The 19,083-nt window shown below is 72.3% G+C and carries 15 protein-coding genes; 8 read left to right on the top strand and 7 right to left on the bottom strand.

The window, feature by feature from the left end; genetic code table 11:
• Positions 1 to 42 precede the first annotated feature (42 nt).
• Positions 43 to 861, bottom strand: coding sequence for a DeoR/GlpR family DNA-binding transcription regulator (locus JYK17_RS15620; protein WP_108012635.1), 819 nt, complete (start codon positions 859 to 861; stop codon positions 43 to 45).
• A gap of 295 nt (positions 862 to 1,156) precedes the next feature.
• Here JYK17_RS15620 and JYK17_RS15615 point away from each other — a divergent pair, with 295 nt between their 5' ends.
• Positions 1,157 to 3,514 carry a lipase family protein gene (locus JYK17_RS15615; RefSeq protein ID WP_222810571.1) on the top strand — a complete coding sequence of 786 codons (2,358 nt, stop codon included), beginning with the start codon at positions 1,157 to 1,159 and terminating at the stop codon, positions 3,512 to 3,514.
• Here the strand turns inward: JYK17_RS15615 and JYK17_RS15610 are convergent.
• The 4 genes from JYK17_RS15610 to JYK17_RS15595 all read right to left on the bottom strand — a co-directional run bounded on the left by JYK17_RS15610 (position 3,484) and on the right by JYK17_RS15595 (position 8,172).
• A complete protein-coding gene (locus tag JYK17_RS15610; RefSeq protein ID WP_164932322.1) occupies positions 3,484 to 5,922 on the bottom strand; it encodes a right-handed parallel beta-helix repeat-containing protein in 2,439 nt (812 codons plus the stop codon). The genes JYK17_RS15615 and JYK17_RS15610 overlap by 31 nt on opposite strands.
• Before the next feature lie 107 nt (positions 5,923 to 6,029).
• Positions 6,030 to 6,635 (bottom strand): Rv1733c family protein, encoded by a 606-nt coding sequence (locus JYK17_RS15605; protein ID WP_108012637.1) that lies wholly within the window; start codon positions 6,633 to 6,635, stop codon positions 6,030 to 6,032.
• Positions 6,636 to 6,849: 214 nt separating this feature from the next.
• Complete coding sequence (locus tag JYK17_RS15600; protein ID WP_108012638.1) at positions 6,850 to 7,677, bottom strand: MOSC domain-containing protein; 828 nt, start codon at positions 7,675 to 7,677, stop codon at positions 6,850 to 6,852.
• A 51-nt stretch (positions 7,678 to 7,728) separates the two neighbouring features.
• Positions 7,729 to 8,172 carry a DUF6643 family protein gene (locus JYK17_RS15595; protein WP_108012639.1) on the bottom strand — a complete coding sequence of 148 codons (444 nt, stop codon included), beginning with the start codon at positions 8,170 to 8,172 and terminating at the stop codon, positions 7,729 to 7,731.
• A gap of 297 nt (positions 8,173 to 8,469) precedes the next feature.
• Between JYK17_RS15595 and JYK17_RS15590 the strand changes: the two genes are divergently transcribed.
• Complete coding sequence (locus tag JYK17_RS15590) at positions 8,470 to 9,822, top strand: TerD family protein (RefSeq protein ID WP_222810585.1); 1,353 nt, start codon at positions 8,470 to 8,472, stop codon at positions 9,820 to 9,822.
• A gap of 33 nt (positions 9,823 to 9,855) precedes the next feature.
• Here JYK17_RS15590 and JYK17_RS15585 read toward each other — a convergent pair whose 3' ends face one another.
• Positions 9,856 to 11,037: a glycosyltransferase gene (locus JYK17_RS15585; protein WP_222810570.1), complete on the bottom strand. Its 1,182-nt coding sequence runs from the start codon at positions 11,035 to 11,037 to the stop codon at positions 9,856 to 9,858.
• A 57-nt stretch (positions 11,038 to 11,094) separates the two neighbouring features.
• Between JYK17_RS15585 and JYK17_RS15580 the strand changes: the two genes are divergently transcribed.
• Entirely contained in the window at positions 11,095 to 11,880 is a 786-nt protein-coding gene (locus JYK17_RS15580) for a glutamate racemase (RefSeq protein ID WP_108012642.1), read from the top strand.
• A gap of 105 nt (positions 11,881 to 11,985) precedes the next feature.
• The gene (locus tag JYK17_RS15575) at positions 11,986 to 12,531 is read left to right on the top strand and encodes a hypothetical protein (RefSeq protein WP_108012643.1); all 546 of its coding nucleotides are present in this window, start codon (positions 11,986 to 11,988) and stop codon (positions 12,529 to 12,531) included.
• 36 nt (positions 12,532 to 12,567) lie between these two features.
• Here JYK17_RS15575 and JYK17_RS15570 read toward each other — a convergent pair whose 3' ends face one another.
• Positions 12,568 to 13,635 (bottom strand): O-antigen ligase family protein, encoded by a 1,068-nt coding sequence (locus tag JYK17_RS15570; protein WP_261995791.1) that lies wholly within the window; start codon positions 13,633 to 13,635, stop codon positions 12,568 to 12,570.
• 243 nt (positions 13,636 to 13,878) lie between these two features.
• On the opposite strand from JYK17_RS15570, the gene lnt reads away from it, so the two are divergent.
• The 4 genes from lnt to JYK17_RS15550 all read left to right on the top strand — a co-directional run bounded on the left by lnt (position 13,879) and on the right by JYK17_RS15550 (position 18,939).
• Complete coding sequence (lnt, locus tag JYK17_RS15565; RefSeq protein ID WP_108012644.1) at positions 13,879 to 15,489, top strand: apolipoprotein N-acyltransferase; 1,611 nt, start codon at positions 13,879 to 13,881, stop codon at positions 15,487 to 15,489.
• A gap of 68 nt (positions 15,490 to 15,557) precedes the next feature.
• The gene (locus JYK17_RS15560) at positions 15,558 to 16,037 is read left to right on the top strand and encodes an NUDIX hydrolase (RefSeq protein ID WP_222810569.1); all 480 of its coding nucleotides are present in this window, start codon (positions 15,558 to 15,560) and stop codon (positions 16,035 to 16,037) included.
• 54 nt (positions 16,038 to 16,091) lie between these two features.
• Positions 16,092 to 16,892, top strand: coding sequence for a 3-hydroxybutyrate dehydrogenase (locus JYK17_RS15555; protein WP_128803956.1), 801 nt, complete (start codon positions 16,092 to 16,094; stop codon positions 16,890 to 16,892).
• Between the two features lie 76 nt (positions 16,893 to 16,968).
• The gene (locus tag JYK17_RS15550) at positions 16,969 to 18,939 is read left to right on the top strand and encodes a helix-turn-helix domain-containing protein (protein WP_222810568.1); all 1,971 of its coding nucleotides are present in this window, start codon (positions 16,969 to 16,971) and stop codon (positions 18,937 to 18,939) included.
• Positions 18,940 to 19,083 lie beyond the last annotated feature (144 nt).

Here is a 19,083-nt window from a genome sequence, read left to right as displayed (position 1 = left end):
ATAACTGGCGCCCCGTCAGATGTCTGCACCGCCAGGCGCGGATCAGGCCTCCGGTTCGCCCGCCACGACCAGTTGGCGCAGATGCTCGGAGATCTCCTCGCGCGCCTCGCCCGGCAGCCCCGAGTCCGTCACCAGCGTGTCGACCTGCTCCAGCGCCGAGAACGAACTCAGGCCCACCACGCCCCACTTGGTGTGGTCGGCGACCACCACGACCCGGCGCGCCGACTGCACCAGACGCCGATTCGTCTCGGCCTCCGCGAGGTTCGGCGTCGACAGACCCGCCTCGACCGATATGCCGTGCACACCGAGGAACAGCACATCGAAGTGGAGCGCCGCGATCGCCTGGTCGGCCACCGGGCCCACCAGCGAGTCCGACGGGGTGCGCACCCCGCCGGTCAGCACGACCGTGGCCGCGCCCTGCCGGGGCCCCGAGGTGCGCTGCGCCGCGTGGAAGACGTCGGCCACCCGCACCGAGTTGGTCACGACCGTCAGATCCGGCACGTCCAGCAGATGGTGCGCCAGCGCATACGTCGTCGTACCGCCCGACAGAGCGATCGCGGTACCCGGCGTCACCAGCTCCGCCGCGGACCGCGCGATGTCCTCCTTGGCCGTCAGCTCCAGACCCGACTTGGCCTCGAAGCCCGGCTCGTGCGTACTCGCCTCGACGACCGGCACGGCGCCGCCGTGCACCTTCTCCAGCACGCCCTGGCGGGCCAGCGCGTCGAGGTCGCGGCGTACGGTCATGTCCGAGACGCCGAGCTTGCGGGTGAGCTCGTTGACACGGACCCCGCCCCGGCGCCGGACCTCGTCCAGGATCAGGGATCGCCGCTGCTCCGCGAGGAGGTTCTGATTCTCGCTCACGTACGCTCCGGTCCTTTCGCCTCAAGCCGTCCGACACGCCCCACGCACCCGCTCCGACAAGGACATTCTTCCCGGCCGGGTGCACGGGCGTCCCATCCTCGCACGGGTGGGTACCCCCGACGCCACCGGTCGGACGCCCTCATGTCACCAACGCCACATCTGTTGCCCGCATATCACTCGGATCGGGGAGATTCCGTGGTCACGGGTGTAAGGCCACGGCAGAACGGAGATCCTGGTGTCCGCACGGACACAAACGGCCATCAGCCGACGGCGCGTCACGGGGGAAGTGCGAACAGTGGAACGTGCGCAGAAAAGTGTCTCGACCGGCAGCGGCGCAGGCGGTTCCGAAGGATCCGGAACGGCCCTGGAGCTCCTGGTCCACGGAGTGGGCGGCACCACGCCGCAGCAGATGCTGAACGATCCGAGCACGGTGCGGATCACCGGTGACGACACGGCCGCCGTCTACCGCCGGGTCGAGGACGCCGACGCGGAGAGCAGACCCCAGGACTACCGTGACCGACCGGTGCAGGAAGCGTACGTCTGGTGCAACCTCACCTCCGGCGACAGCGCACGCGCCCTGTGGCTGCTGTTACTGCCCTTCATGGTCGTCAACCTCGCCCACTGGATGCGCCCCGACACCCGCGGCCACCGGCGGCGGACGGTCCGGCTGTACGGGCTGCTGGTGCGGCTCGCCGGACTCACCCTGACGGTGCTGCTGGTCGCGGCCGCCTGCGAGGTCGCCCTGGACCTGGCGGCCTGGCAGTGCGCGGGCACGCGCGCGTGCGCCGAGCAGCACTCCTGGCTGGGCTTCCTGTCGCCCGACGTCTCGCACCACGGCTGGTGGAGCAGGCCGGGCCGCCGCCTCGCCCTCGCGGCCGTGGTGCCCACCGCGCTCACCGGCCTGCTGTGGTACCTCTCGCGCCGCACCTGGAGCGCCTACGAGTCGGTGCAGCCGATGTCCCACCAGGCCGAACCCGACGACAGCACCGGGCGCACCGGCCTCGGCAGCCCCGGCTTCTGGTACGGCCGCCGGCTGGTCGCCCGGCTGCGCGCCGCCCACACCGCGGCCGGACTGCTGACGGTCGCCGCTGCGGTGGCATCGACCGCCGCCCGCCACGACCGAGGACCCGGCGGCCCCGGCACACTCGACACCCTGGGTTGGCTGCTGCTCGCCGCGATCGCCGCCACCGCGGCCGTCGTGCTGTGGGTGGTCTGCAGCCGCGGCCGCAGCGAGAACCGCCTCGACCACGAGCGCGACAAGCATCTCGTACGCCGGCTGCCGCTCTCCGCCCTGCTCCTGGTGCTGCTCGCCGCCCTCTACGCCGGATGGGAACGGCCCGGCTGGGACTCGACGGGCCGACTGCTCGGCGGCGGCACCACCTTCGGCGGCCTCGCCCTCCTCCAGGGCGCGCTGGTGATCGCCCTCGCGGTCGTCGCCCACCTGCTGCACCGCACCCACCCCGACGCACGCGCCGCCATGCGCGGCCTGGCCGGCCCCGCAGTCGCCACGCTGGGCTGCGCGCTGGGCGGCGTGATGTCGGGCGGCGTCGCCCAGCGCGTGTCCGACTGGCTGGACGGCACCGGCACCTCACTCGTGGGCCCACCGGTCCTGCTGACCTGGCAGGCGTCCGCGATCCCCGTCCTGCTCGTCGTCCTGATCGGGTTCTGCGGATGGCTGGGCCGACGCGCCTGGCTGCTGCGCCGCACCCAGCTGGGCGAGGTGCAACTGGACTATCCCTCCGAACCCACCGACGCCGCCCGCACCAGCAAGATCGCCACCACGCGCGCACTGGCCACCCTCACCGACCGCGCACCTCTGCTGATCGCCGTCGTCGCCGGCACGACCCTGCTGCTCGGCGCCGGAGCCCTGGCCGGCGCGATGACGACCGACGAGGCCCCCGCCCGGACCGCGCAGCACGCGTACGCCTTCGTGCACGGCGCCGCCCAGACCGCGCAGGCTTTGGGCTCCTGGCTGATCGGCCTGGGCTTCATCCTCTTCGTCACCTGGGGCAGACGCGCCTACAAGGACGCCTCCGCCCGCCGCACCATCGGCATCCTGTGGGACGTCGGCACCTTCTGGCCGCGCGCCGCCCACCCCTTCGCCCCGCCCTGCTACGCCGAGCGCGCGGTCCCCGACCTCACCTGGCGGATGGCGACATGGACGCGTGCCACCGGCGGCCGCCTCGTCATCTCCGGACACTCCCAGGGCAGTGTGCTCGCGGCCGCCGCGGCCTGGCAGCTCAAGCCGTCGGAGCGCAGACGCGTCGCCCTGCTGACCTACGGCTCCCCGATCGAGCGCCTCTACGGCCGCTGGTTCCCGGCCCACTTCGGCCCCGCCGCGCTCACCTCGCTGCACCGCGACATCGACTGCTGGCGCAACCTCTACCGGCTGACCGACCCCATCGGCGGCCCGGTCCGGCTGCCCGGCGGCCACGAGCCCGAGGTGGACCGCAAGCCGCTGAAGGACCCCCTGGCCTACGGCCGCACCCCGCAACACCCGCTGCCCGCCCCGATCCTGGGCCACAGCGACTACCAGGCCGACCCGGCCTTCGCCGAGGAACGCGAACGCCTGCTGGCGCGGCTGAGGCCGGGCGTACCGGCTCCGCGCCCGAAGACGGAAACTCAGGAGGACGCGGGGAGGTCCTCGACGTAGAGCAGCGTCAGATCGTCGGTCGTCGGCTCCTCGAACTGGGCGACCCGGCTCGCGTGTCGCTCCACCATCGCCTCGAAGGTCTGCCGTGCGGTGCGGCCGTTGCCGAACGCCGGGCCCTTCGGGAGCGCCGTGAAGTACTTCAGCAGGGCCTCAGCGGTGCCCGGCGCCAGCCGGTACTCGTGCTCCTCGGCCTGCTGCTCGACGATCCGCAACAGTTCCTCGGGGTCGTAGTCGCTGAAGGTGATGGTGCGTGAGAAACGGGACGCCACACCGGGGTTGACCGAGAGGAAGCGCTCCATCTCGGCCGTGTAGCCCGCGACGATCACCACGACCGCGTCGCGGTGGTCCTCCATCAGCTTCACCAGCGTGTCGATGGCCTCCCGGCCGAAGTCGCGGCCCGAGTCCTCCGGCGACAGCGCGTAGGCCTCGTCGACGAACAGCACGCCGCCGCGCGCCCGGTCGAACGCCTCCTGCGTACGGATCGCCGTCGAGCCGATGTGCTCGCCGACCAGGTCGACGCGGGACACCTCGACGAGATGCCCCTTCTCCAGCACGCCGAGGGAGGCGAGGATCTCGCCGTAGAGCCGGGCCACGGTCGTCTTGCCGGTGCCGGGGGAGCCCGTGAAGACCAGATGCCGCTTGACCGAGGCCGCCTTGAGGCCCGCCTGCTGCCGGCGCCTGCCCACCTCGATCATGTCGGTGAGCGCCCGCACCTCGCGCTTCACGCTCTCCAGGCCGACCAGGGCGTCGAGTTCACCGAGCACGGCCTTCGACGTCCGCGCGGGCTGCGCGGGCTGCGCGGCCGCGATGAGGGGCTCCTGCTCGGTGGTGCGCTGGCCGGGGATCGCGCCCAGCAGACCGGGCGACTGCGAGGCCTGCTGCACCACCGCGGTCTCCTGCACCGTCGGCGGCTCGAGGCCCGCGCTCTCGTCGCTGGTGCACTCCTCGACGACGGGGCCGGTTCCTGGGGCCGCGTCGCCGCCCTCCGCGAACTCGTAACCGCCGCGCGCGCAGCGCTCCGTACGGCACTTCTTCAGTGTCGTACGGCTGCCGTCGATCACATGGAAGCCGTAGCCGCCGCTGCCCGTCACGCGGCAGCCGAGGAAGCTGCCGCGGCCGCCGGCCGAGACGTAGAAGCCCGCTTCCGCGGGGGAGTCGACCGTGCAGCGCTCGATGGTGGGGTCGGCGCCCTTGGTGACGATCACGCCGGTCTGGGTGCCGTCGATGGTGCAGCCGTTGAGCGTGCCGCCGCTGCCGTGGTCGCGGAACCAGGCGCCCGTCGCGGCGTCCCGGATGCGGCAGTCGTCGAGCTGAGCGGTGGCGCCGTCGCTCACCGACACGGCCGTGTTGCGCACCTGGGACAGGTCGCTGTCGACGACGTCCGCGCGCGAGCCGCGGTCGAGGACGAACAGGGCGTCCGGCACGTCGTGCACCCGGCATGAGTCGAGCACCGCGGTCGCGCCGTCACTGACCCACACCGCGGGGTAGTCACCGGTGCTGTCGAAGATCTCGCACTGGTTGGCGTCCACGCGCGTGCCCGGATCCCACACCGACAGGCCGTTGCGCCCGAACTGACGCACCGTCGTCCGGGTCAGGGTGAGCACCGAGCGCGAACGCAGATCCACCGCGTTCTCCGGGATGTCGTGGATACGGCAGTCGGCCAGGGTGAGCACCGCGTCCGTATCGAGAGTGACGCCGTCCGCGGTGGTGCGGTGCACATCGCTGTCCGTGAGGTGAGCGGTGGCCCGCCCGGTGATCTGGACGCCGCTGCCCCGGACCTCGTAGATCTCACAACCCACCGCTTCCACGGCGGTGTTCTCACCGGTCGCCGACAGCCCCGCCCCCGAGGCGTGATGGATCCGGCAGCGCTCCAGGCGAGGGTGCGCACCGCCGCGGACGGCGACGCCGGACTGTCCGGCGGCCACGACCTCGCACTCCTCGAACACCCCGCCCCCGCCGTCGAGTACGGCGATGCCGTTGCCCGCGGGGTTGTCGACGGTGCAGCGCCGCACGGTCGGCCGCGCGCCCCCGCGCACCTCGATCCCCGCAGCGGACCGCGTGACGACCCGGATGTCCAGCAGCTCCGGCGTGCCCTCCTCGACCAGCAGAGCGGGCGCCGCCGCGTCCTGACCCTCCACATGCAGATCCTGGACAACTGCCGAGGCACACACGGTCAGCGGCACACCGTCCGCGGGCGCGATCCGCACCGAACCGGGCGAGCCCTCGGGCCCGCGCAGGGTGACCGACCGCCGCACGACGAGGTTCTCGCGATACGTGCCGGGCGCGACCGTGAGGACGTCTCCGTCGCCGGCGGCCTCCAGGGCGGCGGCGAGCGACGCGTACTCACCCGTGCGGCGTCGCCACCTCGATGTGCCGGTGTGCGTCACCTGGACCGTGCCCTGTGCCATGGCGTTGCTGTGCCCCCACCTCGTGATACGCGGGTTGATGCCGAAGGGATCGGCCGCTCCACCGTAGCGTGCGCGCGGCTGGTGGGTTGACCAGAGCGGGAAGGCCGTCAGCTGCCGGCGCCGGTCCTGCCCCAGTCCGGGCCCGCCCGGTCCCAGGCCTGGTCCCAACGCGCGTACCGGCGACGGACCATGCGCCATACGACGAGGCGCCGGGCACCCTCGACGGCGCCCGCGGTGAGCATGGCGGCACCGAATCCGGCGAGCACCGCATGGGTGGTCGCCGTCGCGGCATCGAGCGGCCGGGCCACTATCCGGCCGTGCAGATCCGTCCATATCTTGAAGTGGTCGCCGCGGTGCGGGGACTTGAGGTCCGCCATCGCCGCGCCGTGGTGTCTTGAGCCGTCCGGCCCGATCCAGTCGGCGACGACGCGGCTGCGCAGATCCCGCGCCGAGGAGGTCTCGGGGTCGGTGTCCAGCGGGGAGAGGTCCAGCTTGCGGACGACCGTCGCCGTCACCAGGTGCCGGGCGGCGCGCTGGTCCCGCGCGGACTGCTGCAGGGCGTCCTGGGCGATGCCTCCGACGACGGTGCCGATCACGGGCGCGGCGACGAGGATCAGCAGCAGCGTGGCCAGGGCCAGCCATGCCTCGGCCAGATCGCTGGTGCGGCGCAGCGGATTGTGCCGCCAGCGCCAGAGTCCGCTGATCGTGCGCACCGTCCTGCACCCCCTTCCCGCTCCGTCATAACCCCCGACCGGCCCGTCCCCATGCCGGCCCCGTCAAAGAGAGAGCGACATCACCCGTTTCCGCGGTCTCTCATGAACTTCTCACGAAGCTCAACGCGCGGGCCCCCGGCCCCGGTTCCCGCGCATCGCGACTTGTGCGGATCTTTCTGCGCGGATCTTTCTGCGCGTGCCACGCACGAGTCGCCTACGCGAGGACCGTGACCGGGTCGCCGACCCGGATGGTGCCGGTGGACAGGGGCACCAGGTTCTGGCCGAAGACGAGTTGGCCGCCGATGCGGCGGTGGCGGCCCAGCGTGACCAGGGGCTCCTTGCCCCGTGCGGCGGTGCCCTGGTCGGTGGTGGTCACCACGCACCGTCCGCATGTCTTGGCGACCCGGAAGGCGACCTCGCCGATCGTGATGTGCGACCAGTCGTCCTCGGCCCAGGCGGTGGTGCCTTGTACGACGACGTTCGGCCGGAACCGGTTCATCGGCAACGGCCCTTCGGCAGGGCGGTCTCCTTGGGCGATCAGGGAGTTGAGGGCGTCGAGGGAGGCGCTGGTGGTGAGCAGCAGCGGGAAGCCGTCGGCGAAGGCGACCGTCTCGCCCGGTCGTGCGTACTCCGGGTCGACGGGGCGGCGCGTGGCCGGATCGTCCATGTGCACGAGGCGCACATCCGCGCCGAGATAGTCACTGCACCAGGTGTGGGCCGAGCCGTCCTCGGCGAGCACCCCTTCGACCTTGTCGCCGAAGATCTGCACCGGCACCGTGCCGAGCGGCCGGGGCTCCGGCACGGTCAGCGGATCCATGCCGGGCGCGGACAGCCGCACGCTGCCGCCGGGGACCAACTCGGCGGCGGCGAGCGCAAGGCGCGGCTGCTGACGCTGGGTGACGACCTTTCCCCCGTCGTCGATCAGTGCCCAGCGCCGGTCCCCGGCCAGCCCCCAGGGCTCCACCACGGCCTCCCGGGGCGCGAGGCCCCGGAACGCCTTGACCGGGTGGACATGTACCGACTGCAGCAGAGCGTTCCCCATGAGGCCATCGTGCCAGGCGGCAGCGACAACCGGTGGAGAACGCCGGACGGCTCAGTAGCCGCCGCGGTACTGCTGCTGGGCGTTGTACGGATCCTGGTACTGGGCCGGGATCGGCCGGGGGGCCGCGGGGCGCATCGCCTCATAGCCCATGCCGGACGCCATCGGCCGTTGCGGCTGCGGCTGCTGCTGCGGGCCGGGGTAGCCGCGAGGGGCCGTGGCCTGCTGAGGGATGTACGCCGCGGGTGCCTGCTGCAGCGGAGCCGGCTGCTGCGCCTGCGGATAGCCGTAGGTGGACTGTGCGGAGGGGCCCGCCGGAAGGGCGGGCAGGGCCGACGGCAGGGCCGGCAGATAGCTGCCCGGCGCGTCGTACGCGGCGGGGACCCGGATCGGAGCGATCTGCGGGGTGCCCCGCTCGGCGACGAGCCGGTCGTAGATCGGGGTGTCCGGGAAGGCGGAGTAGTAGCCGCCGCCGAAGGTGGAGCGGGGGGAGGTCATGGCTCATAAGTTAAGCCCTCGATGTGCTAGTTGGGGAGACCGATAAGAGGGTTGTTTTCAGCGTCCGCAGTGACTCGGGATCCCCAATGCGAGCGAACTTGGCAAAATAGGGCGTCGAACGGAGTCAGAATCCTGTAAAGGCCAAGTTCCGAGCGGGTTACCGACGGGTCGGTCTCGGGTCTTCCTGTGCCGCTCGTGGGCGTTCGCTGTCCTTGGGAATAGGTTGTGTGCGGAGACAACCCGAAGGGCTGCCGGACACGGGCTGCGCGGTCACACGCGATGGGGGCGGACATGTCAATGTCGAAAGGTTCGAATACACCGGTGCCGACGGCGGCACTGCGAGTGGAATTGGGCTGGCGTTCCGGCCCCGGCGTGCCGGACGCGGACGCGTCGGCGCTTCTGCTCGTGGGCGGCAAGGTGCGCTCCGACGGTGACTTCGTCTTCTACAACCAGCCGGCGCACTCCTCCGGCGCGGTGCGCCACGAGGGCAAAAGGGACGGCGGCGGACAGATCGTCGACAGTCTTCTTGTGGACCTCGCGCGCGTGGAGCCCGCGATCGAGACCGTCGTCCTCGCCGCCTCGGCCGACGGCGGCAATTTCGGGCAGATCCCGGATCTCTACATCGAGGTCCGCGATGCCGCCCAGGGCGGTGTGGTGGCCCGCTTCGACAGCACGGGCGCGAGCGTCGAAACCGCTTTCGTGCTCGGCGAGTTCTACCGCCGGCAGGGCGCCTGGAAGTTCCGCGCCGTGGGTCAGGGCTACAGCAGCGGACTTGAAGGTCTGGCCACCGACTTCGGCATCACGGTGGACGAGCCGCAGCAGGCCGCGCCCGCAGCCGCTCCCGCGCCTCCGCCCGCGGCGCCTCCGGTCGCACCCACGGTGACCATGCCCCCGCCCGTCGCACCACCCGCCGCCGTGCAACCGCCCCCGCCCGTCGCGCCCCCGGCCGCTGCTGCCCAGCAGCCCTGGCCGCCCGCACCGTCTGCGCCTTCCGCACCGCCCGCCCAGCCGGTCAGCCTGAGCAAGGTGACGCTGACAAAGGCGGCCCCCTCGGTCTCGCTGGCCAAGCAGGGCGGCACCTCGGGCTCCATGCGCGTGAACCTCAACTGGCAGGTGCGCAAGCAGTTCTCCGGGTGGGGCAGCAAGCGCGGCCGGGCGGTCGCCATGCACCGGGACCTCGACCTGGACCTGTGCGCCCTGTACGAACTCACCGACGGCCGCAAGGGCGTCATCCAGGCCCTCGGCAACGCCTTCGGGGCGCTGCACCAGCCGCCGTACATCCACCTCGACGGCGACGACCGCACCGGTGCCGTCGAGAGCGGCGAGAACCTCACCGTCAACCTCGACCACAAGCAGGACTTCAGGCGGATCCTCGTCTTCGTGACGATCTACGAAGGCGCGCGGTCCTTCGCGGACCTGCACGCCACCGTCACCCTCCAGCCGCAGTACGGCGCCCCCATCGACTTCTCGCTCGACGAGTGCACGGTCCCCTCGACGGTGTGCGCGCTCGCCCTGATCACCAACAACGGCGGGGACCTGATCGTCCAGCGCGAGGCGCGCTATCTGGTGCCCGAGCGCGGAGTGAGCCCTCAGCGGACCATCGACCACGCCTACGGGTGGGGCATGAACTGGAGCCCCGGCAGGAAGTGACGGCCCCCGCGACGGGATGTGCCTGCTGCCCTCTCAGAGCGAGTGCTCGTCCGCCACGGTGTCCGGGCGTGCGTAGGTGCGGCCCTTCCAGGCGGCACCGCGCCCCCGGTAGTGCTGTACCGCGGAATCGACGGTCATGAGGAGGTACAGGAACGCGGTGAACGGCAGCAGGGGAGCGAGCCACAGCGGCTGGGTGTAGTAGCGGAGCATCGGGATGTACGTCCCTGTCATCACCAGCCAGGCGAGGCCGCCGAGGAGCGCGGCGGCCGCCTCCCCGGTGGCCAGTCCGGCGATCAGCGTCACGGGCGGCACCAGATACACCAGGGCCAGCCCGAGAACGGTGCCGAGCAGTACCAGCGGGTTGTGCCGCAACTGCGCGTACGCGCTGCGCGAGACCATCCGCCACAGATCGTGCAGCCGTGGATACGGCCGCACGCTGTCCACCCGTTCGGCAAGGCCCAGCCAGATGCGGCCGCCGCTGCCCTTGACCGCGCGCGCGAGCGCCACGTCGTCGATGACGGCATGCCGGATCGCGTCCGGGATCCGCGCGCGCTCGGCGGCCTCGGTGCGCAACAGCACGCAGCCGCCCGCGGCCGCCGCCGTACGCGTGCCCTTCGCGCCGATCCGGCGGAACGGATACAACTGCGCGAAGAAGTAGACGAACGCCGGCACCACCAGCCGCTCCCACGGGCTCTCCACCCGTAGCCGGGCCATCTGCGAGACGACGTCGAAGCCGCCGGTGCGTGCGGCGGCGACCAGCTCGCGCAGACTGTCCGGCTCGTGTGCGATGTCGGCGTCCGTCAGCAGCAGATATTCGGGCTCACGCGCGCGTGCCAGTGCGATGCCGTGCCGTACGGCCCACAGCTTGCCCGTCCAGCCGGGCGGCGGTTCGCCGGGGGAGCCGACGGTGAGGGGCAGCCCGCCGTGTCTGTCCGCCAGTTCAAGGGCCAGGGCGCCGGTGCCGTCCGAGCTGCCGTCGTCGACGAGGAAGATCTCCGCCCGGCCCGGATACTTCTGGGCGAGCAGGGACGGCAGACTCGCGGGCAGGACCTCGGCCTCGTCGCGGGCGGGGACCACGACGCAGACCGGCGGCCAGACGGCTGGGTCCTGCCGGTGCGGAAGTCTGACGTCGGTACGCCAGAAGAAGCCCTGACAGAGCAGCAGCCACAGCCAGGCGGCGAGTGATACGGCGGCGATCAACGCGATGGCGCTCACCCGCGCAGTGTGCCCCACCCGGCGGTCCCGCAGGGGCCCATCGTCTATCGTGGCCGGGTGAAGATCGCGCTCATGGACTCCGGAATCGGTCTGCTGGCGGCCACTGCCGCGGTACGGCGTCTGCGGCCCGACGCAGATCTGGTGCTCTCCCTGGACCCCGACGGCATGCCCTGGGGGCCCAGGACTCCCGAAGACCTGACCGAGCGCGCGCTTCTGGTCGCCGAAGCGGCGGCCGCGCACCGGCCCGACGCCCTGATCGTGGGCTGCAACACGGCCAGTGTGCACGCCCTGCCCGCCCTGCGGGCCCTCCTCGAACCGGGTGTTCCGGTCGTCGGCACGGTCCCGGCGATCAAGCCGGCCGCGGCCGGCGGCGGCCCGCTGGCGATCTGGGCGACGCCCGCCACCACCGGCAGCCCCTACCAGCGCAACCTCATCGCGGAGTTCGCCGGCGAAGTGTCGGTCGCGGAGGTCCCCTGCCACGGCCTCGCGGAAGCAGTGGAGCACGCGGACGAGGCGGCCATCGACACCGCCGTGGCCGCGGCCGCCGCGCTGACCCCCGACGATGTAACGACCGTCGTCCTGGGCTGCACCCATTACGAGCTCGTGGCCGAGCGCATCCGTGCCGCCGTGCAGCAGCCGGGCCGCCCGCCGCTCGTCCTGCACGGTTCCGCCGGTGCCGTGGCCGCCCAGGCGCTGCGCCGGATCGGTGAGCAGCCCGCCCCGGACGCATCCGCGACCGGAACCCTCACGGTTCTGCTGAGCGGTCGCGAGGGCGCGCTCGTGGCGCCCGCCCTGGCCTACGAGGAAGGCCGCCTCCTCCGGGCGGTCAGTCCCGCGAGCTGAACGAAAGCCGCCAAACGGACGCAGCCGGTCCGGGATGGGCCGGACGGCGCAGTCACTCACCGCGACTCGGTGCCCGCGCAGCGAAACCTGAGTAATCTCGTAGCCATGAGGGACGACCCCCAGGGCGGGCACGCCAAGCATCCCGATGTCTGGACCGGACGCGCGACCAACCGGATCCAGTGGCTGCTGGCGCTCGGCGGTGCGGCCTTCATGGCGCTCGGGGTCGAGCTCGCGGTCGACTCCGCCTGGAAGTCCGGCATCGCCCCTCTCGTCATGTCCGTCGTCGGCTGCATCGCGGCCGGACTGCTGGTCCTCTTCGGCACGCTCGCCTTCGTGCACGTCGATCTGAAGCTCGACAAGGAGTGCGTCGAGGTGCGCTGCGGCCACATCGGTGTGCCGCGCCGCCGCATTCCCCTCTCGCATGTGGCGGGTGCGGAGTTCGCCGAGCACGTCACCCCGCGCCAGTGGGGTGGCTGGGGCTACCGCTGGCGGCCCGAGAAGGGGACCGCCGTCGTCGTGCGGCGCGGCGAGGGCATCGTGCTGCGCCTGTGGGACGGGCACACGTTCACGATCACCGTGGACAACGCCGAGACCGCCGTCCGGGTCATCCGGGACCGCCTGCGCCCGGGCTCGTCCGGCGTGCTGCACTGATCAGGACCGTACGGCAGGCCGCGTAGGACCCGCCCATTACGGCGTCAGCCGGTCGTCACACGGTCGTACGTGCAACTCCTCCTGCGGTGACTCGTCCGCGAGCGGACGGGCCGTGGCCAGGCCCGCGAGGACGCCCGCACCCACCGAGACGGCGGTGAAGCTCAGCGCGTTGCCGACCGTGGCGATCGTCGCGAGCGCCGTCAGGGCCGCTCCGGCGGTGAGCGCGACCGGTGTGGGGCGCGGCGAGCGCCACAGCGCGTGCAGCACCCAGCAGAAGGACGCCCCCAGCAGGACCACCCCGACGACACCCTGTTCGGCCGCCTGCTGCAGCAGTGCGGAATGCGGTTTGCCGTCCGAGAGCAGGGTGCGGGTCGCCGTCGTGCTCAGTTCGCCGAACCGCTCCGGGCCCACGCCGAGGGCGGCGTTGTGATGCGCCAGATGCAGGGCGTCCCGCCACAGCTCGATCCGGTGCGGGGTGAGCTGGCCCTCCAGGGCCGAGGTCAGTCCGGCGGGCAGGGCACTGCCTGCGACGGCCCAGGTCAGGCCGGTCACCGTGACCGCGGCCAGGGCGAGGCCCGCGATGCCGAGGCCGCGGTTGGTCATGCGGCCCGCGGCCAGGGAGCACAGCAGCACGGCGGTGCAGGTCACGAATCCGCTGGTCGAGCCGAGGACGGCCGCGGACACGGTGATGCCGACCGCCAGCGCGGCGAGGGCGAGGCGCACGGCCGGGATCGGTGTCGACCAGGCCGCACAGCACGCCGCACCGGCGCACAGCGTCAGCAGCGCGGCACTGGCCCCGGCGTGCCCCAGCGGCGCGACGATCTGGGGTCCCGGGGCCAGCTGCGGAACGGCAATGGCCAGGCCGAGCCCGGCCACGGCCCCGGCGCAGGGCGCCGCCACCGGCAGCAGCGCCCCGCAGATCCGCCCGGCGGCATAGCCCGCCGCCACGGCGAGCACCGCGAGCAGCACGCCTTCCGGGCGCCCCTCGTGCACGGTCGCCGTGATCAGCGACCAGGTGGCGCATGCACCCAGCACCACCACGCCCGCCGCGTCAGAAACGTTTCGTCTCTCGCCGACCTCCCCAGGCCCGGCGTCAGACGTCATCCCCGTGGAACCCACCCAGCCCCCAGAACCCGACCGAGGCCCCCCGACCTCGTACGACCCAGGTCGCCGGGCCCTGACCGCCCCGCGACTGTGGCTGGGCACACCGTAACGGTTGATGGCCGTTTTGTGGATGAGTTGGACCGAGTTATGCAGGAACGATGCGACGCCTGGGCCGCCCGGCGCCGCTTGCTGCCACCCGGACCGCGCTGTCAGTGCCGAAGCCACCCGCCGTACACTCCCGGAGTGACCGTCACCGCAACTTCCGTGGACGAGTCGGACCAGTTGGAGCCGCAGAACGCGACCGCCTCACCCGTGGCACGCCTCGCACGCTTCGTTCCGGCTCTCACCGCGGCGCTCTCCGGAGTGCTGCTCTACGTCAGCTTCCCGCCGCGCACCCTGTGGTGGCTGGCCCTGCCCGCCTTCGCCTGCTTCGGCTGGGTGTTGCGTGGGCGCAGCTGGAAGGCGGGGCTCGGTCTCGGTTACCTCTTCGGCCTCGGATTCCTGCTGCCGCTCCTGGTGTGGACCGGTGTGGAGGTCGGCTCCGGACCCTGGCTCGCGCTGGTCGCGATCGAGGCGATCTTCGTCGCGCTGGTCGGTGCGGGCGTCGCCGCGGTGTCGAAGCTGCCCGGGTGGCCGCTCTGGGCGGCCGCGGTATGGATCGCGGGCGAGGCGGCACGCGCGCGCGTGCCGTTCAGCGGCTTCCCCTGGGGCAAGATCGCCTTCGGTCAGGCCGACGGCGTCTTCCTGCCACTGGCCGCCGTGGGCGGCACCCCGGTGCTCGGCTTCGCGGTCGTGCTGTGCGGCTTCGGCCTCTACGAGGTCGTACGCCTCGCCGTCGAGGGCAGGCGCACGCGCGCCGTCCGGAAGTCGGCAGCGGCCGCCGCGCTGCTCAGCGTGGCCGTGCCCGTGGTGGGCGCGGTGGCCGCCCGGCCGCTGGTGAGCGACAAGGCCGAGAACGGGTACGCCACCGTCGCGGTCATCCAGGGCAATGTGCCGCGCTCCGGGCTCGAGTTCAACGCGCAGCGGCGAGCCGTGCTCGACTACCACGCGCGCGAGACGCTGCGCCTGGCCGCCGACGTCAAGGCCGGCAAGACCCCCAAGCCGGACTTCGTCCTGTGGCCGGAGAACTCCTCCGACGTCGACCCCTTCGCCAACGCCGACGCCTACGCCGTCATCGACAACGCGGCCAAGGCCGTCGGGGTGCCCATCTCGGTGGGCGGTGTCGTCGAGCGGCACGGCAAGCTCTACAACGAGCAGATCCTGTGGGACCCGAAGAAGGGACCCACCGACACCTACGACAAGCGGCAGATCCAGCCGTTCGGCGAGTACCTGCCGCTGCGTTCGCTCATCGGGGCGATCAACAGCAACTGGACGTCGATGGTCCGCCAGGACTTCAGCCGGGGCACCGAGCCGGGCGTGTTCACCATGGACCACGCGAAGGTCGGCCTGGTCACCTGCTACGAGGCGGCCTTCGACTGGGCCGTGCGCTCCGAGGTCACCGACGGCGCACAGCTGATCTCGGTGCCCAGCAACAACGCGACCTTCGACCGCAGCGAGATGACCTACCAGCAGCTCGCCATGTCACGCGTGCGTGCCGTCGAGCACAGCCGGACCGTCACGGTGCCGGTCACCAGCGGCGTCAGCGCGATCATCATGCCGGACGGGAAGATCACCCAGAAGACCGGCATGTTCGTCGCCGACCACCTGGTGCAGAAGGTGCCGCTGCGGTCGTCCGAGACACCCGCGACGCGGCTGGGCACCCTGCCGGAGATCGCCCTGGTGCTCGTCGCGGCGGGCGGCCTGGGCTGGGCGATCGGCGCCGGAGTGCGCGGGCGGCGCGCCCGGGGCATGTAGCCGTACGCCGGGCGTACGCCTCCTGGAGTGCGGCGGGACCAGAGCGCCGGCCGTTTAGGGTCGATGGCATGCCTACTCCTGACTTCATCCGCGAGATCCGGGCCACCGCCGGTCACCAGCTGCTCTGGCTGCCCGGCGTCAGCGCCGTCGTCTTCGACGACGAGGGCCGGGTCCTGCTGGGCCAGCGCGCGGACAACCATCGCTGGGCACTGATCTCCGGCATACCGGAACCTGGTGAACAGCCCGCCGCGGCCGCGGTCCGGGAGGTGCAGGAGGAGACGGGCGTCGAATGCGTCGTCGAGCGGATGGTCTCCGTGCGGTCCGGGAAGGCGGTGACCTTTCCCAACGGCGACGTCTGCCAGTTCATGGACGTCTGCTTCCGGGCCCGCGCCGTGGGCGGCGAGGCCTGCGTGAACGACGACGAGTCGCTGGACGTGGGCTGGTTTGCGCTGGACGCGCTGCCCACCATGACCGACTACCACCACTTCCGGATCAAGCAGGCGCTGAGCGACGAACCCACATGGTTTGAGCCTATGAGTATTGACTGAAGTATGGGGCGACAGCACATGCAGCAGGGCGGGGGCGCTGCCTAGGGTCGACTCATGACCCCGCCCAGCGCCCTACCGGCCCCCCACGCCCCCTCGCTCGACCTCGACGGCCGCACCGCCCTCGTCACCGGCGCCGCCGGTGGCATCGGCCGCGCCTGCGCGCTGCGGCTCGCCGCCGCCGGGGCCAAGGTGAGAGCGGTCGACCGGGACGCCCCGGGCCTGGAGTCGCTCGCCGATCAGGCCCGGGGCCTCGCGGGCAGTGTCGAGCAGCACGTCCTCGACCTCACCGACCTCGACGCGGCGGAGCAGGCAGCGGCGGGCACCGACGTCCTCGTCAACAACGCCGGACTGCAGTTGGTGCGGCCCATCGAGGAGTTCCCGCCCGACGTCTTCCACACCGTGCTCACGGTGATGCTGGAGGCACCGTTCCGGCTGATCCGCGGAGCGCTGCCCCACATGTACGGCCAGGAATGGGGCCGCATCGTCAACATCTCCTCGGTCCACGGTCTGCGGGCCTCCGCCTACAAGTCGGCCTACGTGGCCGCCAAGCACGGCCTGGAGGGCCTGTCCAAGACCGCCGCCCTCGAAGGCGCTCCGCACGGCGTCACCTCGAACTGCGTGAACCCCGCCTACGTCCGCACCCCCCTCGTCGAGAAGCAGCTCGCCGATCAGGCGCAGGCACACGATGTCCCCCCGGAGCGTGTCCTGACGGACGTGCTGCTGCAGGACAGCGCGGTCAAGCGCCTCATCGAACCCGAGGAGGTCGCCGAGGCCGTCGCCTATCTGTGCAGCCCGCACGCCTCCTTCGTGACCGGCACCTCGCTCGTGCTGGACGGCGGCTGGACCGCGCACTGACCGCGCCCGCGCCCGTCCGAGACCGAGTTTTCCACAGGGCCGACCGGGCGGCCGGGCCATGAGGAATCCTGTGAACATGTCTCGCGATCACGTGCAGTCCGCCGGGCGCAACGGCGCCGCAGCGGCCCGAGCGGCGCTCACCGCCGAAGCGGCCGCACCCGTGCCCGGCGGCGCGGAAGCACCGTTCCTGGAACTGCTGGCCAGGGGCGCGTCCGCCGATGCCTACGAGCAGCCGGTGCTGCTGGCGCGCGCCGAGGGCCGGCCGGCCGAGGCGATCGCCGCGCTCGAGCAGGCCAAGCTGCTCGCGCTGCGCGTGCGGGCCGAGCTGGAGGGACGGCGTCGCCGGGAGGCCGAGCTGTCCGCGCTCTTCGAGACGGCCCACGACCTCGCGGGCCTGCGGGACCTGGACTCCGTGCTGCAGGCGATCGTGCAGCGCGCCCGCTCGCTGCTGGGCACCGACGTCGCCTACCTCAGCCTGAACGACCCGGACCGCGGCGACACCTATATGCGCGTGACCGAGGGCTCGGTCGCCGCCCGCTTCCAGCAGCTGCGGCTCGGCATGGGGGAGGGGCTGGGCGGCCTCGTGGCCCAGACCGCCCGCCCGTATGTCACCGACGACTACTTCAAGGACGGCCGCTTCCAGCACACGAACACCATCGACAGGGGCGTACGGGACGAGGGCCTGGTCGCCATCCTCGGCGTGCCCCTGATGCTGGGCCACCATGTCATCGGCGTCCTCTTCGCCGCCGACCGGCGCGCCCGGGTCTTCGAGCGGGAGCAGATCGCGCTGCTGGGCTCGTTCGCCGCGCTGGCCGCCGCCGCCATCGACTCGGCGAACATGCTCGCCGAGACCCGCACGGCCCTCGCCGGACTGGAGCGGGCCAACGAGATCATCCGCGACCGAAGCGCCGTCATCGAGCGTGCCTCCGACGTCCACGACCGGCTCACGGAGCTTGTCCTGCGCGGTGGCGGGGTGCACGACGTGGCCGCCGCGGTGTCCCAAGTCCTCGACAGCACCGTCGAGTTCACCAAGGCGGGCGACGCTCCCGCACAGCCCCTGGAGGCATCGCGCGCGGAAGGCCACGCCGTGCGTCAGGGGGACGACTGGATCGCCGCCGTCACGGCGGGCGGCGAGCTGCTGGGCGCACTCGTCCTGCGCGGGCACCCCGGTCTGGACCCGGTCGACCAGCTCACTCTGGAGCGCGCCGCGATGGTCACCTCGCTGCTGCTGCTCGCCAGACGCTCCGCCGCCGAGGCCGAGCAGCGGGTCCGCGGCGAGCTGTTGGACGACCTCCTCGACGCCCGCGACGGCGATCCGCGGCTGCTGCGCGAGCGCGCGTCAATGCTGCACGCCGACCTCGACGCCACCCATGTCGTGCTCGCCGCCCGGCTCGACGGCACCGCACCCGACGCCGACGAGGAAGCCGCCGCGCGCCGCCGACTGTGGTCCGCCGCCTCGCATCTGGCCGCGACCCGGCACGGCCTGGCCGCCGCCCGTGACGGCGGCACCGTCCTGCTGCTACCGCTGAGCCCCGGCGACACCGCCACCGAACTGGCCCGCCGCACGGCCCGTCAACTGGGCACGGCGGTCCACGAGACGGTCACGGTCGGCGCATCAGGGCCGGTCCAGCATCTCGTCGTCCACCCCGACACCGTGGCCGCCGCCTACGCGGAGGGGCGGCGCTGCCTCGAAGCCCTGCGCCTGCTCGGCCGCTCCGGCGGCGGGGCCGCGGCAGAGGACTTCGGCTTCCTCGGCCTGCTGCTCGCGGGGGACAGGGACATCGCCGGATTCGTGGACCGCACCATCGGCGAGGTCGTCGCGTACGACGAACGACGCGGCACCGACCTCATACGCACCCTCGACGCGTACTTCACCTGCGGCATGAGCCCGGCCCGCACCAAGGACGAACTGCACGTTCACGTCAACACCGTGGCGCAACGCCTGGAGCGTGTCGCCCGGCTGCTGGGCGACGACTGGCAGAGCCCCGCCCGCGCCCTGGAGATCCAACTCGCCCTGCGGCTGCACCGGTTGTCGGCACAGCACTGACCCCCGTACGCGAGGCGTACGAGGGCCGGCTGCCGAGGGTCACACCGTGCGGGCGTCCGCCGGAGCCGTGGCGGGCTGCTCGCTCACCGACGGCTCCTCGTCGCTCAGGTCCCGGTGACGGGTCTCCTTGGCCACGCCGATGGC

Origin of the sequence: Streptomyces plumbidurans (assembly GCF_019857225.1) — a bacterium.
Taxonomy (GTDB): domain Bacteria; phylum Actinomycetota; class Actinomycetes; order Streptomycetales; family Streptomycetaceae; genus Streptomyces; species Streptomyces plumbidurans.
Note: the sequence above shows the minus strand (reverse complement) of the source record. Positions and strands in the feature narration are given on the sequence as shown.

Coding starts and splice junctions, on each gene's coding strand:
- JYK17_RS15610 (WP_164932322.1), bottom strand. CDS start 5,922: ATGGCACAGGGCACGGTCCAGGTGACGCACACCGGCACATCGAGGTGG.
- JYK17_RS15600 (WP_108012638.1), bottom strand. CDS start 7,677: ATGGGGAACGCTCTGCTGCAGTCGGTACATGTCCACCCGGTCAAGGCG.
- JYK17_RS15595 (WP_108012639.1), bottom strand. CDS start 8,172: ATGACCTCCCCCCGCTCCACCTTCGGCGGCGGCTACTACTCCGCCTTC.
- JYK17_RS15590 (WP_222810585.1), top strand. CDS start 8,470: ATGTCGAAAGGTTCGAATACACCGGTGCCGACGGCGGCACTGCGAGTG.
- JYK17_RS15575 (WP_108012643.1), top strand. CDS start 11,986: ATGAGGGACGACCCCCAGGGCGGGCACGCCAAGCATCCCGATGTCTGG.
- JYK17_RS15570 (WP_261995791.1), bottom strand. CDS start 13,635: ATGACGTCTGACGCCGGGCCTGGGGAGGTCGGCGAGAGACGAAACGTT.
- JYK17_RS15560 (WP_222810569.1), top strand. CDS start 15,558: ATGCCTACTCCTGACTTCATCCGCGAGATCCGGGCCACCGCCGGTCAC.
- JYK17_RS15555 (WP_128803956.1), top strand. CDS start 16,092: ATGACCCCGCCCAGCGCCCTACCGGCCCCCCACGCCCCCTCGCTCGAC.
- JYK17_RS15550 (WP_222810568.1), top strand. CDS start 16,969: ATGTCTCGCGATCACGTGCAGTCCGCCGGGCGCAACGGCGCCGCAGCG.